13 protein-coding genes and 1 pseudogene are annotated in these 16,613 nt (G+C 60.4%); 13 read left to right on the top strand and 1 reads right to left on the bottom strand.

Annotation, left to right across the window (positions count from 1 at the left end):
* Positions 1-67: 67 nt before the first annotated feature.
* The 13 genes and pseudogenes from BSG20_RS12495 (at position 68) to BSG20_RS12435 (ending at position 14,203) form a co-directional block, all read left to right on the top strand.
* Positions 68-1,066: a LacI family DNA-binding transcriptional regulator gene (locus tag BSG20_RS12495; RefSeq protein WP_072375613.1), complete on the top strand. Its 999-nt coding sequence runs from the start codon at positions 68-70 to the stop codon at positions 1,064-1,066.
* A 41-nt stretch (positions 1,067-1,107) separates the two neighbouring features.
* The gene (locus BSG20_RS12490; protein ID WP_072375611.1) at positions 1,108-2,400 is read left to right on the top strand and encodes an ABC transporter substrate-binding protein; all 1,293 of its coding nucleotides are present in this window, start codon (positions 1,108-1,110) and stop codon (positions 2,398-2,400) included.
* Positions 2,401-2,481: 81 nt separating this feature from the next.
* Positions 2,482-3,414: a carbohydrate ABC transporter permease gene (locus tag BSG20_RS12485; protein ID WP_072375609.1), complete on the top strand. Its 933-nt coding sequence runs from the start codon at positions 2,482-2,484 to the stop codon at positions 3,412-3,414.
* Positions 3,407-4,300 carry a carbohydrate ABC transporter permease gene (locus tag BSG20_RS12480; protein ID WP_072375607.1) on the top strand — a complete coding sequence of 298 codons (894 nt, stop codon included), beginning with the start codon at positions 3,407-3,409 and terminating at the stop codon, positions 4,298-4,300. Before BSG20_RS12485 ends, BSG20_RS12480 begins: the two co-directional genes overlap by 8 nt.
* Positions 4,301-4,303: 3 nt before the next feature.
* Entirely contained in the window at positions 4,304-6,016 is a 1,713-nt protein-coding gene (locus BSG20_RS12475; RefSeq protein ID WP_072375687.1) for a GH32 C-terminal domain-containing protein, read from the top strand.
* Positions 6,017-6,077: 61 nt separating this feature from the next.
* Positions 6,078-6,393 (top strand): annotated as a pseudogene (locus BSG20_RS37345) (sugar ABC transporter ATP-binding protein); the annotation flags it as partial.
* 238 nt (positions 6,394-6,631) lie between these two features.
* Positions 6,632-7,777, top strand: coding sequence for an efflux RND transporter periplasmic adaptor subunit (locus BSG20_RS12465; protein WP_072375604.1), 1,146 nt, complete (start codon positions 6,632-6,634; stop codon positions 7,775-7,777).
* Positions 7,778-7,780: 3 nt separating this feature from the next.
* A complete protein-coding gene (locus tag BSG20_RS12460) occupies positions 7,781-10,921 on the top strand; it encodes an efflux RND transporter permease subunit (RefSeq protein WP_072375601.1) in 3,141 nt (1,046 codons plus the stop codon).
* A gap of 226 nt (positions 10,922-11,147) precedes the next feature.
* Positions 11,148-11,345 (top strand): hypothetical protein, encoded by a 198-nt coding sequence (locus BSG20_RS12455; RefSeq protein WP_072375598.1) that lies wholly within the window; start codon positions 11,148-11,150, stop codon positions 11,343-11,345.
* A 60-nt stretch (positions 11,346-11,405) separates the two neighbouring features.
* Positions 11,406-12,050, top strand: a complete 645-nt coding sequence (locus BSG20_RS12450) for an alpha/beta hydrolase family protein (protein WP_072375685.1) — start codon at positions 11,406-11,408, stop codon at positions 12,048-12,050.
* Between the two features lie 113 nt (positions 12,051-12,163).
* Positions 12,164-13,126: an ABC transporter substrate-binding protein gene (locus BSG20_RS12445; RefSeq protein ID WP_072375596.1), complete on the top strand. Its 963-nt coding sequence runs from the start codon at positions 12,164-12,166 to the stop codon at positions 13,124-13,126.
* Entirely contained in the window at positions 13,123-13,821 is a 699-nt protein-coding gene (locus BSG20_RS12440) for a L,D-transpeptidase (RefSeq protein WP_093041137.1), read from the top strand. Before BSG20_RS12445 ends, BSG20_RS12440 begins: the two co-directional genes overlap by 4 nt.
* A gap of 100 nt (positions 13,822-13,921) precedes the next feature.
* Positions 13,922-14,203, top strand: a complete 282-nt coding sequence (locus BSG20_RS12435) for a hypothetical protein (RefSeq protein ID WP_051166658.1) — start codon at positions 13,922-13,924, stop codon at positions 14,201-14,203.
* 48 nt (positions 14,204-14,251) lie between these two features.
* On the opposite strand, the gene BSG20_RS12430 is transcribed toward BSG20_RS12435, so the two are convergent.
* Positions 14,252-16,495, bottom strand: a complete 2,244-nt coding sequence (locus BSG20_RS12430) for a glycoside hydrolase family 2 protein (RefSeq protein WP_072375590.1) — start codon at positions 16,493-16,495, stop codon at positions 14,252-14,254.
* Positions 16,496-16,613: the final 118 nt, after the last annotated feature.

Below are 16,613 nucleotides of genomic sequence, written 5' to 3'. Positions count from 1 at the left end.
GCCTTCATGCTTGACAAAGCGCATCGGATTATCTTATTGGGTAAACGATAACCCAAGGGAGGAAGACTTGGCGGCGTCGCTTTCAGACATAGCGGAACTGGCGGGGGTCTCGATCAAGACCGTCTCCGGCGCGCTGCATGGTGGATCCGCCCGTATGTCGGAAGCGACGCGCTCGAGGATCAAGCAGATTGCCGAGGAACTCGGCTATGTCACCAACCTCGCTGCCAGAGGCGTGCGGCAGGGTTGGTTGCCGCTGATCGGCGTCGTTGCCGACGAGCTTATCACCTCACCCTTTGCGACGGAGATCATCCGCGGCCTCGATGGTGCCGCACGGACGGCGGAGATGGCCGTCTTTGCGATGAACCTCAACGGCACCCGCGATGTCGCTTCGGTTCTAGAGGAGGTGCGCCGCTTTCGTCCTCGCGCCATCGCCTATGCGGCGATGTACCACAAGACCGTCGCCTTGCCGGAAGCGTTGGTCGGAAATGTCGGCATCATGATCAACTGCAGCGAAGCCAACGGTCGGGTAACCTCGCTGGTGCCTGACGAAGAGAGTGCTGCCTTCGAGATCACTCGTCACCTGCTCGCCGCCGGGCGTCGCCGCATTGCCTTCATCAATCTTCCGGGTCTTCTCGCCGGGGAATTGCGTGAGCGCGGCTTTCGAAAGGCGCTCGATGAAGCAGGCATTGCGCCGGCCGGCGTTGTGCCTGCTGTGCGCCGTCCGATCTACAGTGACCGCGCGCCCAGTCTGGTCGGAACGCATATCGCCGGCCTGATGAACGCGAGCGAGCGTCCAGATGCCATTCTCTGTGGCAACGATCGTGTCGCCATGGAGGTGTATTCGGCGCTAAGGCGCGTGGGAGCGCGCATCCCCGACGACGTCGCGGTCGGCAGTTTCGACAATCAGGTCGAGATCGCCACAAGGCTCGATCCGCCGCTGACAACGATGGCTCTGCCGCATCGCGCCATGGGCCGGCTTGCCGCAGAGATATTGCTGAGCGAGGAGACGGTTCCTCCGCAAGCGCGAAGGCTTCCATTCCAGCTCATCTCTCGATCTTCCATCTGAAAATCAACCGCAGCATGATTATCCAAAGGAGGAGAAATAAAATGGGTAAACGTTTACTTTCGGCGCTTCTGGTCTCGGGGTCCCTTGCCGTAACCGCCGGCCTGGCAGAGGCTAAGACGGTCATTCACATGATGCATCAGGGTGATCCGGGTTGGGTCAAGACCTACGGCGACGTTGGCAAGCGCTTCGAAGAAGCCAATCCCGATGTTGACGTCGAACTCATCTATGCGCCGCATGATGCCTACAACGAAAAGTTCAGCGCGGCTGTCATGGCCAAGCAGTTGCCCGACATCATGGAACTCGATGCACCGTTTCTCGCCAACTACGTTTGGTCGGGATACCTGCAGCCGATCAAGCCGTTGATCGAGAAGGATATCGTCGACGACATGACGCCTTCGAATGTTGCACAGGGTACCTATCCGATCGACAAGGACCTCTATGCTGTCGGTCTCACCGACTCCTCGGTCGTGCTCTACGGCAACAAAAAGTACCTGGAGGCGATCGGCGCACGCATTCCGAAATCCGTCGACGACGCCTGGACGCGAGAGGAATTCGAAGGCTACCTGGAAAAGCTCTCCAAGCTCGACGGTGTCAAATGGCCCATCGATACGTTCCGCGGCTATGGCATCAAGACGGAGTGGATCACCTACGCTTACGGACCACTTCTCGCGTCTGCCGGCTGTGACCTGATCGACAGGACATCGTGGAAGGCAACGGGAACGCTGGACGGCGAGGCCTGTGTCAATGCGCTGACGATGATGCAAACGTGGGTGAAGAACGGTTGGGTCGTTCCGGGCTCTTCGGGCACAAACCAGTTCTATGCCGACGGCAAGCCGGCTGCATTGGCACTCGGCGGTCATTGGTTCTATGCGGAGGCAGCCGCGGCGATGAAGGACGATATCGTCGTCATGCCGCTGCCGAAGCTCGGCACCAAAGGTGTGAGCCCTAACGGGACCTGGATCTGGGGTATCACGAAGTCGTCCGAGCATCCCGACGTTGCCGGCAAGTTCCTGAGCTTCCTTCTGAAGGACAAGGCGTATCGCGAGTTTGCCAAGGAGAATTCCGGCTTCCCCGGGCTGAAGAGCTTTGCCGCCGATTCGCCGCTCTACGCTGCGGGTGGCCCGATGGCCGTTGCCTTCGAACAGGCGTCGAAGACGGCCGTCGCTCGCCCGCCGCATCCGGCCTATCCGACGATTACCTCGGCCTTCATGCAGGCCGTCGACAAGATCTTTAATGGTGGTGACGCCAAGGAAGCATTGTCGGAAGCCGCCCAGAAGATCGATGAAGATATCGAGGATAACGCCGGCTACCCGCCGTTTGATGCGCAGCAGTGAGACTTTTGCCGCCAGGCCGTGCCGGTAAGGCAGCCTGGCGGCAACCCCGTTGGATGCCCCCAACTTCAGGAGGAGGAGATCATGACTTTGCAACAATCGCCCGCCGCCGGGCGGCTGCGCTCGGGCGGCCGACGCGATCGGCGTCGGCTGGCGCAGGAGGCCCTGATGATCGCCCCCGCCGTCCTGCTTCTCGCCGTCTTCCTGATCGCGCCGTTCCTTCTGTCATTCTGGACGTCGATGACGAACCAGCCGCTGGTGCCGCGGCCGACGCCGGTGCGCTTCGTCGGGTTGCTGAACTTCCAGCGCATCTTCAACGATCCGCTGTTCTGGACGGCCTTGTGGAACGTGTCGCGCTTTACATTCTGGGTTCTGCCGGTTCAGTGCGGCCTCGCCTTTGCGACGGCGCTGCTGCTGCACCAGAAGATACCCGGTCGCAATCTCCTGCGCGGCATGTTCTTCCTGCCTGCGATCACCTCCATGGTTGTCGTCTGCGTCATCTGGGGCACTCTGTTCCAATATCCCAGCGGGCCGTTCAACCAGATCGTCGGCTTCCTGTCCGGCGGCCGGATCCAGCCGATCGACTGGCTAGGCGATCCCGACTGGGCGATGTTCTCGATCGTGCTGCTCTCCGCGTGGCAGGCCTATGGCTTCCAGATGATCGTCTACCTCGCCGGTCTCCAGGGGATTCCGGACGAACTCTATGATGCTGCCAAGATCGATGGCGCGAACGCACTGCGCCGCTTCTGGCATGTCACGATGCCCGGTCTGCGGCCCACTCACGTCTTCGTGCTTGTCATTACGACCATCCAGGCGTTCAAGCTCTATACGCAGGTCGCCATCCTCACCCAGGGCGGACCAAAGGGAAGCACCGAAACCGTCGTGCACTACATGGTGCGGGCCGGATTCGAGGAGCAGAAGCTCGGCTATGCTTCTGCCGTCTCCGTTATTCTGTTCGTCATCGTACTCGTAATCGCGCTGATCCAGCGCAAACTCTTGAGGCGCTTTGATGTCTGATCTCGTCATGAGCCAAGCGACGCCCGTCGTGAAACCCTGGGCTTCCAGCAAGGCGTCATTCCACCTCGTCCAGGCCGTCTGCATCTTTATCATCGCCCTGGTGGTGATCTCGCCGCTGTTCATGCTCCTCATCGCCAGCCTGAAAGACGATCGTTTCCAGATCCTGGCGGATATGGGCAGCTTCCGTGCCTTCTGGGTGTCGGATCCGACGCTCGCCAACTTCAAGGAAGTCGCGCACTTCTCAGGCGAACTGGCTTTCGGCCGCTACCTTCTCAACTCGCTGCTGATCCTGGCGGTCACAGTCGGCGGCGGCCTCGTCGTCAATTCCATGGCCGGCTTCGTGCTGGCCTGGGGCTCGCTGCGCGGCAAGGCCGTCTTGCTTGCGCTGGTCGTCGCTCTCTACGTTATTCCGCAGGAAAGCATCATCATGCCGCTGGTGGTGATGGTGTCGCGCGCCGGCATGACCGACACCTTCGCCGTGCAGATTCTTCCCTGGGTCGCGAGCCCCCTCTACATCTTTCTGTTCTACCAGTTCTTCGCACAGCTTCCCAAGGAGCTCTACGAAGCGGCGGAGATCGATGGGGCTTCAGTCTTCCGTATCTATCGCTCGATCTATATGCCGCTCAGCCTGCCTGCGCTTGCCACCGTCTCGATCCTCATGGGGATCGAAAGCTGGAACCAGTATCTCTGGCCGACCCTCGTGACGCAGACAGACTATGCGCGTCCGATCTCCGTCGCCATCGCCACCTTCTTTGGCCAGGACAGCATCTACTGGGACCGTGCCATGGCCGCCTCCGTCCTCATGATGCTCCCCATTCTCGCTCTCTACCTCGCTTTCCAGCGCTGGTTTGTGAGCTCGTTCGTCGGCTCTGCCGTGAAAGGTTGATTGATGACAATTCAAACAGGACGTTTCTCGGGGTCTCGGGAGAACGTGAGTGCCGATCTCCAAGCCGGGGACGTGATCCACGTCTGGTTGAAGGCGCGGATTACGGGCGTTACGGCGTCTGTCGCCGTGACCGTCGAGGGTGTCGAGATCGCCGCGGTGGTTTCCACCAAGACCGAAGAGTTCGACTTCCAGCAAGTTGTTCTGTCAGCAGGTGGAAAATGCGTGCTGATCTATGAGCCATCGGCCACGGCCGTCTCGGTGATCTACAGCTTCGATCCGGTAAGCGTGCTTGAGCAGGGCATTCGCGTGCTTCACTACGCGGCAGCAAATGCGCCGCCGCAACTCCATTCGGGGTATCATTTTCGCCCGCCCTTCGGCTGGATGAACGACCCCAATGGTTTCGGCCGATTCGGGGGGAAAGCGCACCTTTTCTACCAGCATTACCCCCATAGCCTGCGCTGGAACACGATGCATTGGGGGCATGCGGTCTCGCATGACTACCTTCACTGGACGCATCTTCCGGTCTTCCTGTTTCCTGTAGCCGAACTCTCGATGCGTGACGACGGCCGCGGAGGAGCTTTTTCCGGGTCGGCCATCCCGGTTGCGACAGAGGACGGCGAGCAGATCCGCGTCTTCTGCACCGAGCAGGTGCGGGATCGGAAGCCGGAGGAGCAGATACAGCTTTCTGCGATCTGCGCAGACGGGATTTTTGTTGGCAACCCCTCCGTTGTCCTGCCGGTGCGACCGGAAGGACTGGGGCTCACGCTGGATTTCCGCGATCCCTATGTATTCAAGGGGCCGGACGGCCTCTGGAAGATGTTGCTCGGCAGCCGCGACAAATCCGGCGGCGTGATCCTCCTTTATGAGACGTGTGATCGCGACGCTGCGGGCAACTGGAGCTTCGTCGGCATCCTGCATCGCGAGGATCGTTTTGGCATGACGGCCGCAGAATGCCCCTGCATGATCCCTCTGGGCGATGTCGCAAGCGACGAGACGCGCTGGGCTCTCATTTTCGGCCTTCTGACCAGCCGCGATCCGGCGACCGGACGTCGTAACATGTCGTCCGTCACCGTTGGTCGGTTCGATGGTCGCCATTTCCAACCGGAGTTTGAGCAGGAACTCGACTTCGGATCTGACGCCTATGCCTTTCAGGCTTTCGTCGATCATGACGGACCTGTCGGTCTGGCTTGGCTGGCGAATTGGACGGACGTTTCAAAGAGCGTCGATTTTCCAACGGCCATGACACTGCCGCGGCGCATTCTTCTCGATGGAAGCGCGGTCCTGACGCCGCCCATCGAGGCAGTCGAGGGCCTGCGCCACAAGCTTCTCGATGACGACGGGTTGCGGACCGGCAAGAGCGTCGAGTTGGTCGATGGGGCGGTCGAGATTCAGCTTGACCTCAAGCAAGCCGGAGCATCCTTCGAACTCAGTTTCGATCATCCCGAGATCAGTCTTGGTGTCAGGCAGGACAAAGATGGGCTGGCGGTCCTTTTCGACGCCGGAACGGGAAAGCCGTCGCCGCGCTACTTGGCTGCCGGCGCCAAGCCTGAGCAGGTTCGCATCTTTGTCGACGCCGGCTCGATTGAAGTGTTCGCGGACAACGGCCGCTGGTGCGGCACGAAGCGCATCCCAGGCTTTGCCGCTATCCGATCGGCAACACTTAACGCATCCGAAGGCAGCGTCGCGGCTGCTCGCGTCTGGCAACTCAAGCTCTGATCGAAGAGAGAAAGACATGGCATCCGTCGCGATTGAACAGGTTCGCAAGCAATAGGGCGCCGTGCCGGTCATCGACGGCGTCTCCGTGGATATAGAGGACGGCGAGTTCGTCACATTGGTCGGGCCGCCCACTGTCGACCTTGGGGGCGTGTCGTCACTTGGCCTCCAAGGAGCGCGATATCGCGATGGTTTTCCAGAGCTACGCCGCTCTACCCGCACATGACGGTTGCCGAAAACATGGGCTTTGCTTTGAAGCTGCAGGGGCAGGACAAGGTGGCGATCGGCAGGCGCGTCCAAGAGGCTGCTGACGTTCAGGCGCTACAGCCCTGCTTGATCGCCTGCCGAAACTGCTTTCCGGGTCACCCTGCATCCGGGTGAGGCGATAAACGTCGTTCCTGACCTATCCAAGACGCATCTTTTCTCGTCCGAGGGAATGCGGCTGAACTGACCGATAGCGGGCATAGGAAACCGACGTGCATCGGGGTATCATGCGCATGTGATTGCGAATGCCGCAGAAATTCTACCGGGTGTAGAATTTCTGCGCCTGCGCTGATTGACAGTTGTCGGTCGTGCGACAAGTTAAGCTGGTCGTTAGACGCAGTTTGAGGGGGCTCAATGAAACCTTGCGTCAGTCAATTTTCAGCCGTGCTTGCAACTGCTGTTTTCGCTCTCGCGACGAGCGTGGACGCACTCGGCCAGGAAGGTGCCAAGCCGGCCGCGCCTTTGCCGGCGGTGACCGTTGCGCGGGCGCTCACCAAGGACATTCGACCGTCTATTTCGTTCAGTGCCCGCGTGGAGGCTATCGACAAGGTCGAGCTACGAGCCCGAGTCGACGGCTTCCTCGAGAAGCGTCTCTTTACGGAGGGCCAAGACGTCAAGGCCGGGGACCTGCTCTTCGTCATGGAGAAAGGCCAGTATGAGGCCGCCGTTGGCCAGGCAAAAGGAGCAATCGAGTCGGCGGAATCAGCCTTGGCGCTGACCAACATCGAGGTTGATCGTCAGTCAGCGCTTGTTGCGAAGAGTGCGGCACCCAAGTCGCAGTTGGACCTGGCGACGGCAAAGCAGCGGGAAGCGACGGGGAGCCTTGTCCAGTTGAATGCTTCGCTCGACAAGGCAAATCTGGACCTCAGCTATACCGATATTCGCGCGCCAATCACCGGACGGATCGGTCGCTCGCAGTATTCCGTCGGAAATTTTGTCGGCCCATCCAGCGGCGTGCTTGCGACGATCGTCAGCCAGGATCCGATCTACGTCACCTTTTCCGTTTCGCAGCGCGAGATCCTGGAGGTGCGCGAAAAATTGGGCACCTCGGGCAAGTTGGGCGAGCAGGTGAGCGCTGCCAACGTGCATGTGCAGCTTGCCAACGGCAAGCAGTATGAACAACCCGGCAAGGTCAATTTTGTCGATGTGACGGTGGATCAGGGAACCGACACGGTGCCGGTGCGGGCAACCTTTCCCAATCCCGACCGCATTCTGATTGACGGGCAGTTGGTGAATGTGACGGTTGAGGGGGGCAGCCCACAGAACATGCTGGTCATCCCGCAAGCGGCGGTGCAGCTCGACCAGTCGGGCCCCTATGTACTCGTCGTCAACAGCGACAAGAAGGTTGAGACACGCCGGATCGAAGCCGGCCTACCCGAAGGGAGCGAGCTCCCGGTCTTGAAGGGCCTGACGGCCGAAGACCTCGTCATTACTGAAGGAATTCAGAAGGTTCGTGCGGGCCAGCTCGTGGCGCCAGTCGAAACAAAGCCGGGGTCGTAAGCCATGTTGTCCGCGATTTTTATCGCTCGGCCGCGGCTTGCGGTCGTCATTTCACTCGTCATCACCATCGCCGGCCTCGTGGCGCTGACGGTTATCCCCATCGCACAGTTTCCGGATATCGTGCCGCCGCAGGTGTCGGTAACGGTGACTTATCCGGGTGCAAGTGCCGAGACCGTGCAGCAATCGGTGGCCCAACCCATCGAATCGCGCGTCGTTGGCGTCGACAACATGATCTACATGAAGTCGACCAGCGGCAATGACGGAAGCTATACGCTGACGGTCAGTTTCGCGGTGGGTACCGATCCCGACATCAACACCGTCAACGTGCAGAACCGCGTCAACCTGGCCGAGGCGCAACTGCCGCAAGAGGCACGCGCACAAGGCATCAGCGTCAAGAAGAAATCCTCGGCGCTGATGCAGTTGATCGCGCTCACCTCGACGAGCGGTGACCATGACCAGCTCTTTCTTTCCAATTATGCTACGATCAATATCATCGACGGTCTGAAGCGGATCCCGGGCGTCGGTGATGTCTCGCTGCTGACGCCGTCGGACTACAGCATGCGCATCTGGGTTTCTCCCGATCGCCTGACGAATTTTTCGATGACCCCGAGCGATATTGTCGACGCATTGAAGCGCCAGAATATTCAGGCCGCAGTCGGCCGCATCGGCGCACAGCCGGCCTTGCCCGACCAGCAATTCCAACTTACCATCCAGACCAAGGGTCGCCTGACCACCACCGAGGAATTCGGAAACGTCGTGCTGAGGGCCGAGCCGGACGGATCCTTCGTCCGCATCCGCGATGTGGCCCGCGTCGAGCTGACCTCGAAGTCGGCGGAGCAGCTCGGTCGTCAGGACGGCACACCGGCCGCAGTGCTTGGCATCTATCAGTCGCCAGGTGGCAACGCCATCGCGACGGCCGAAGCGATCAATCAGCTTCTCGAGAAGCTCAAGCCGTCTTTCCCCGAAGGCGTCCAATACAAGGTCACTTACGATACGACGAAGTTTGTCGAGGAGAGCATCCACGAGGTCGTCAAGACGCTGATCGAGGCCTTCGTCCTCGTCGTTATCGTGGTCTACCTGTTCCTGGGGAGCGTGCGCGCAACCCTTATTCCCCTGATTGCCGTGCCCGTGTCGTTGATCGGCACATTTGCAGTGATGATGGGGCTGGGCTTTTCCGCCAATACCGTGTCGTTGCTCGCGCTGGTTCTTGCCATCGGCATCGTCGTTGATGACGCCATCGTCGTGGTCGAAGCCGTTGAAGCGCATCTGGAAAAGGACCCGAGCGTCACGCCCGCAGAGGCGGCCCGTCGTGCCATGCGCGACATCACGGCGCCGATCATCGCCATTACACTGGTGCTTCTTTCGGTCTTCGTGCCGGTGGCTTTCATTCCCGGCATTTCCGGCGAGCTGTTCCGGCAATTCGCCGTTGCCGTCTCCGTGTCGATGGTCATCTCGGCCATCAACGCACTCAGCCTCTCTCCGGCGCTCTGCGCGGTTCTCCTGAAGGCCCACCACGGTCCGATCCGCTACGTCCTGAAGGGGATCGATCTCGCTCGCGACGGTTACGCCGCGATCGTGCGGCGCTTTGTTCGTCTGGCGGCTTTTGGCCTGGTCTTGCTTGCGGTGCTTATCCTCGGCACCGGCTGGCTGTTCAAAGTGACGCCCACGGGCTTCCTCCCCTCCGAGGACCAAGGTGCGATCTTCGGCGAAATCGTTTTGCCTGATGGCGCTTCGGTCAACCGATCGGATGCCGTCGCGAAACGGGTCGAGGAGATGATCCGCAAGACCGAAGGCATTGAGGGCGTTATGTCGGTCGTCGGCTACAGCTTGCTTGACGGCCAGGTGAAGTCGAACGCGGCCCTGCTGGTGATGACATTGAAGCCCTTTGCGGAGCGCACCACGCCTGAGCTTTCGGTGAACGGCCTGATCGCGAAGCTGAGCGCCGACCTTCAGGCGATCCCGGAAGCCAACGTTATCGTCTACAATCTGCCGCCGATCATCGGTCTTGGAACAGGGAGCGGCTTTGAATACCAGCTCCTCAGCCTCAGCGGCGGCTCGTCGACGGAAATCGCGCAGGCTGCGCGCGGTCTCGTTTTTGCGGCGAACGAGAATCCGGCCCTGAGCAGGGTCTACACGACCTACACGGCCAATACACCGCAGCTCTATCTCGACATCGACCGCGAGAAGGTTCAGACGCTGGGGATCCAGGTCTCCGACGTCTTCAACGTGCTTCAATCGATCCTCGGCAGTTCCTACGTGAACGACTTCAACCTGTTTGGTCGAACCTGGCAGGTGACGGTGCAGGGTGAGGCTTCCGACCGATCGAAGATCGATGACATCTACCGTATCAACGTGCGCAACAGCAAAGGCCAGATGGTGCCGATCAAGGCCTTTGCGCAGGCGCGGGTGATCCTCGGGCCACAGCTCATCGTCCGCTACAACAACTATTCCAGCGCCACGATCAACGGCGGACCGGGACCGGGTCGCAGTTCCGGCGAGGCAATTGCGGCCATGGAAGAGGTCTCGGCCAAGACGCTTCCGCCCGGCTACAGTTACGAATGGACGGGAACCGCACTGCAGGAAATCGAGGCGAGCGGCAAGACGGCGATCATCCTCGGACTTGCCGTGCTCTTCGCCTATCTATTCCTGGTCGGACTTTATGAGAGCTGGACTATTCCGATCGCGGTGTTGCTTTCTATATCCGCAGGCGTTGCCGGGTCGATGCTTGCCCTCAAGATCGCCGGCCTCGACAACAACCTCTATGCCCAGATTGGCCTCGTCGTCCTGATCGCGTTGGCGGCCAAGAACGGCATCCTGATCGTCGAGTTCGCCATGGAGCGGCGTAGGCACGGGCTTGGTATTTCGGAAGCGGCGATCGAAGGGGCGCGGGAACGTTTCCGCGCCGTGATGATGACGAGCTTTGCCTTCATTGCCGGCCTCATTCCCTTGGTCATTGCGCAGGGGGCTGGCATGCTCAGCCGCCGCGGTGTCGGCACCGCCGTCTTCGGCGGCATGCTGGCCTCGGCACTCGTCGGCATCTTTCTGATCCCCGTTCTCTATGTGATTTTCCAGTGGCTGCGGGAAAGGGCGAAAGGCGTCAAACGCGAGGCGAAACCACAGGTAGTCGAGGAAGGGCAGCACTAGCTGCCGTTTTGTCACGCAAGACGAACAGGATCATCCGTTCGCGATGTACAGACCTGGCTTCCCAAGGATAAGTGCCGGCCGTGGTGAGGCTCTGCTGCGCGCCTACCGGCCAATATTCTACGTACACGGTAGTAAATTGCGCGATTGTCGAAGTGGGAAATGTTGCTGAGCGTCGTTGGAACATTTAGCGCGGTCGCAGGTTGCTTGTGTAAATAGGAGCGAAGCGATGCTGATTCTTGAAGAAATTCTCCTCGTTTCTGCTGATCGGGTGGCGTGCTGTCGTGGGCAGCTCGAGTTGGATCTCGGGCAAATGATCGACGAGCTCGAGCGTTCGGGCTTCTCCCGCAAAGAAATATTGGTCGCCCTGAGCGAAATGATCGGCGAAGAATTCTCGGCTCTTCCAGACATGCCGAGATTCCACTGATCCCATCTACACTGTCAGTCCGATATGGTGGCAATTCGCTCATTGCGCTATGACATCGCAATGAGCGAGAAGTTCCTGATCACCGGCCCGGACAATCCACGAGCCACCATCATGCTTGCCCACGGTGCCGGCGCGCCGATGGATTCAAAGTCCATGACGGCAGCCGCAGACGCGCTTGCTGCCGTCGGGTTCTGCGTTGTACGCTTTGAGTTCGCCTACATGGCTGCCCGCCGGACATCCGATGCGCGAAAGCCACCGCCGAAGGCCGAGACTCTGATCCCCGAATATCTGGAGGCGGTAAAGGCGCTCGCGAGCAACGGGCCGCTGATTATCGGCGGCAAATCCATGGGTGGACGAGTGGCGAGCATGGTGGCCGACGACCTCTACGAGCAAGGGACGATCCATGGATTGTTGTGCCTTAGTTACCCTTTCCATCCACCCGGCAAGCCGCAACAGTTGCGCACGGCGCATCTGAAGAACCTGCGCACGCCGACGCTTATCTGCCAGGGGACGCGCGACGAGTTCGGTACGCGCGAAGAGGTGGCGACTTATCCGCTTTCCGCTGCAATATCAGTCTTTTGGCTCGAGGACGGCGACCACGATCTTGCGCCGCGCAAGAAGATTTCCGGCTTCTCAGTCGGCGATCATCTCGCCACGACGGCTGCGCGCGTGAAGGCTTGGGCGCACGACAGCTGCCTCCGTTAGGGGCAGGCGGGAACGTCAACTCGACTTGACGGATGTGAAAGCTTTATGCATCTTCGCGTGCAAGGTGTGACGTGCATATCTACGATCCTTTATCGCATGTTTGGGGGACAGGCATGGCGACACGCGTAGCATGTTCAGGGCTCTTTTCATCCGTTTTCGCCGCAACGCTCGCGATGAGCAGCGCCGCCTTTTCCGCCGACCTCGTGATCGCGATGCCGAATTGGCCTTCGGGACAGGCAACGGCCAATATCCTCAAGGTCAGCATCGGCAAGGAGTTCGGGCTCAATGCCGATGTGCAGGAGATGGGCACGCTACTTGCCTTCAACGGCCTCGAGAAGGGCACGGTGGATATCCACCCAGAAGTCTGGCAACCTAATCTCGAAGACGTCATCAAGCGGTTCGTGACGGAAAAGGGCGTCGTGGTTCTCGCCAAGCGTAGCGTGCCGGCTTGGCAGGGCATCTGCGCATCACCGGCTGCCGCGGAAAAGGGCCTGAAGACGATCGCGGATCTCAGCGACCCGGAAAAAACGAAGATTCTCGACACGGACGGTGATGGTAAAGGCGAGATGTGGCTCGGCGCACCGACATGGTCTTCGACCGGGATCGAGCGGGTCCGGGCAAATACCTACGGCTATGCGAAAAACCTGACGCTGGTCGAGTCGGAAGAGGAAGTTGCCATGGCGGGGCTGGATATCGCGATCGCGACGAACCAGCCGCTGGTTTTTGCGTGTTACGCGCCGCATTTCATCTTTGACCTGCATAAGATCGTCCGCCTTGCCGAGCCTGCGCATGATGCGAGCAAGTGGAAGCTCGTCGGTCCTAACGATCCACTCTGGATCACCAAGTCCTTGGCATCAACGGCCTGGGACACGGCGAATTTCCGCATCGGATACGCGGCGGCTTTCGAGAAGAAGCACCCCGATATCGCCGCGTTTCTGGAAAAGGTCGATCTGTCGCCAGAGGAAGCGACGGCGATGAGCTATGCGCTCGAAGTCGAGCGCATACCGCCACTCGACTACGCGACAAAATGGGTCGCCGACAACGCAAAGCGCGTCGATGGGTGGGCGAAAAAATGACAGCAAAGCCCAGATTTCCAGTGAAGGCGAAAGAGGCCGCAGGGGGGCGCAAGCTGACCTTGGCCCTGCTTGCGGCCGCAGCGTGCGTTGGCCCTCTTGCCGCGTGGGCACAGACGCAGATCTATGATTCCAAGACGCACACCTGGGTTGATTACGACAAGAGGAAGGCCCGCCAGTATTACGCGCGCAACAATCAGCCGCCGGAAGCATTCCGAATGCAGACGGTTCCCTTCAGGACCGCCGAGCCGCCGGGAACGATCATCATCGATGGCAACCAGCATTTCCTCTACCTCACCCAGCCTGGCGGTCAGGCAATCCGCTATGGCATCGGCGTTGGCCGCGAAGGTTTCGGATGGGCCGGGATAGTGCGTGTCGGCCGGACCGCCGAATGGCCGACCTGGACGCCGCCGGCCGAGATGGTGGCACGCGACCCGAATGCGGCGAAGTGGGCGGCCGGGATGCCGGGTGGACCGGAAAACCCGCTGGGTGCCAGGGCGCTCTACCTCTACGAAGGCGACCAGGACACCATCTATCGGATCCATGGGACAGCGGAGCCTTGGACAATCGGGCTCGATGTGTCTTCCGGCTGCATCCGCATGAACAACAACGACATCGTAGACCTTGCGTCACGGATCAGGATCGGCGCCAAGGTCATTGTGCTGATGCAGGGGGCTGCACTCTACAAGGGCGTTTGAAAATGGGCCGGCTCAGCGCCGGAGAGCGAACAGATCACGCAAGTCGGGGGACAGGGTTTTGTGGAAAAACACCGCGAAGACGATTTCGATCGGCCGAATGATGGCGGCAATGACAAGTGCGGCGCTGCTTGGTGCCTGCACGCCAACGCCACCGGCGCCTGAAAGCATGGCGCGCACAACGCTGCAGACCGCGCCAGCGGATCTGCAGCTGCTGTGCGCCAATTCGGCGGCTGGAGTTGCCGGTGCGAACGCCAAGGTATTGCCCACGGCGTCTCGCCAATTGCCCGACGGCACCTTCGGCGTCGACCTTGATGCCGGCGGCAAGAAATTCTCGTGCATCGTCGACAACAACGGCACGGTCCGGTCGGTGCAGCCGGCATAGTCGGTTCGCGGCACGCCCGCCCGACGGCTTGGCGTACCCGCACTGACCTTAGACGGCCACCAGCTCCAGCTTGACCTCTGGGAAGCGACTGCAGCTTGCATGAACGCTTATTGCACCCGTCAGCCCGGTCGCCTCCAGCCAGAAGCCGGCCGTGCCGCCCTGTAGCGAAACCGATGCCGGACCGACAATCTTTGCGGGCCCGTCGACCTGCAGGGTGACATTCTCGTTCATGAAGGGCAGGCGTTGACCCTGCTGATCAAGCGCGCGGATGATGACACGGGTCGTGTCGCGCTCGCGGGCCTTCAGCGTCGTGCTGTCGGCAACGATCTGCAGCGTCGTCGGCAGCGGGTCGGCGGCAAGCGTCAATCTGGCGACCGGTTCGCCGTCAATATAGCCGATGAATTCGCCGTCGATCCACTCGAGGCCCCATGTGCCAAGCTCGTCAGGCGTGAAATGACGGTGGTCGAGAACCACAGGCGGGTGCGGCAGGTGCGGATAGTTCTCGTGGTCGGGCCCGATTCGCTTCGTCACTAAGCCGTAGCGCAGTTCGACCTCGTCGCAGTTGGTCAGGATGATCAGTGGCAGCACGCCGCCGATGTTGCGTTCGCCGCGCGCCCAGAAGGTGACCGGCTGCATGACGATCTCTTCGGAAGGATCGCACTGGCTGGCATAGACATAGGCCGCAAACTTCGGTTCGCGGAACATGTCCATGACGCCATGGTAGCAAATGCGGTCGCCGGAGCCGAAGTCCTTGTGGGTGTTGTAGTCGAACATGCACCAGCCGATTGCGCCTGCGATATCCGGATCGCCATAGGCGGCGTTCAGCACTTCGAGGTGGCGGCGGACATGCTCGGCCTGCCGGGCTTCCTGGTCGTAGATCTTGGTGGGATACATGTGACCACCGAACTCGGTGATCATGTAAGGCACCTTGCGGGACAGGCCGGTGGCCTCCTGCTGCGGGCGAAGCGCCGTGCGCGGACGGTTGTTGCCGGGCAGTTCCTCGTTGCCGAGGATGAAGTCGTTCATCGTGTAGACGTCTTCCAGCAGTTCACTGTCCGTTATGTAGCGGACGCCGCCGGTCTGTCGTGTCGGGTCGAGTTCACGGGCAAGCCGGTTCGTCTCGACGTAGAAGTCGTGGCTGTCCTGCGACTCATTGATGCGCACGCCCCAGATGATGATCGAAGGGTGGTTCCAGTCGCGTTCGACCATGCGCCGGACGTTGCGGATCGATTCCTGCTGCCACGCCTCGTCGCCAATATGCTGCCAGCCTGGAATCTCTTCGAAAACAAGAAGGCCGATGCGATCGCACCGGTCGAGGAACCACTTCGACTGCGGATAGTGCGACGTGCGGACGATATTGCACTTCAGCACTGACTTCATGATGTCCGCATCGCGCTCCTGGGCCGATCTGCCCGCGGCATAGCCGACATAGGGGAAAGCCTGGTGGCGATTGAGGCCGCGCAGCTTCAGCGGCCGGCCGTTGAGCAGGAAGCCTTCGGGCGTAAATTCCGCGGTGCGGAAGCCGAAATGCGACGAGACGCGGTCGGAACCATGGCTTGTCTTCAATTCGACGGTGACATCGTAGAGCGCAGGATCGGCGATGTCCCAGAGCGATATGCCGGTCAGGCCATCGAAGGAGAGCGTAAGGTCTTCACCGGTGGTTTCTGCGGAAGCCGTGGCAAGCAGGCGTCCGTCAGCATCCTTCAGCAACGCCGATACCGAGCCCAGGAACGCAAGCTGCTGTGGATTGGCAAGATCGACGCGCACGCTTGCCGACTTTTCCTCTGCCAGCACGTTGTGGGTTTCAATCTTGAGGTTGCCGACCGAGATCGGGTCGGTGACCTTCAGCCAGACGTCACGGTAGATCCCGGCATAGGTCAGGTAGTCGATGCGGCCGCCGAAGGGGGGAATCTCAGGATTTTCGCTGCCGTCGATTTTCACCGTGATCAGATTGTCGCCCATCACCAATCTGCCGGTGAAGCGCGCTTCGAACGGCGTGTAGCCATCCTTGTGAGCGATGATCTCTTCACCGTTCAGGTAGACGACGGCATCGGCCATGGCGGCGTCGAAGACGAGGGACACCTCGCGGCCCTCAAACTCCGGCATCCAGCGCAGGATCTTCTGATAGGTGAACGCCCGCTGGTAGCTTTTCTCATCGAAGTAGTTAAACGGCAGCTCAACCGCCGTATGAGGCAGCCTGACGGTCGCCGTGCCATCGAAGTCCTCAAGCAGACGCTGGCCGAAACCCTCGTGAAAACTCCAGCTTTCGTTGAAAGAGACGACGGAACGCATCTCAGGCTCCCATGAAAAAGGCGTTGCGGATGGATTGGCGCCGGTTGCGCGCGCGTGAAAACTCGAACATCGATGGTTCTTTCTGGATGGAAAGGCGCGCCGAGGTCTTGGTTCGATG

Origin of the sequence: Rhizobium tibeticum (assembly GCF_900110205.1) — a bacterium.
GTDB lineage: Bacteria > Pseudomonadota > Alphaproteobacteria > Rhizobiales > Rhizobiaceae > Rhizobium > Rhizobium tibeticum.
The sequence above is the reverse complement of the archived record's forward strand: the minus strand, read 5'-3'. Positions and strand labels throughout refer to the sequence as shown.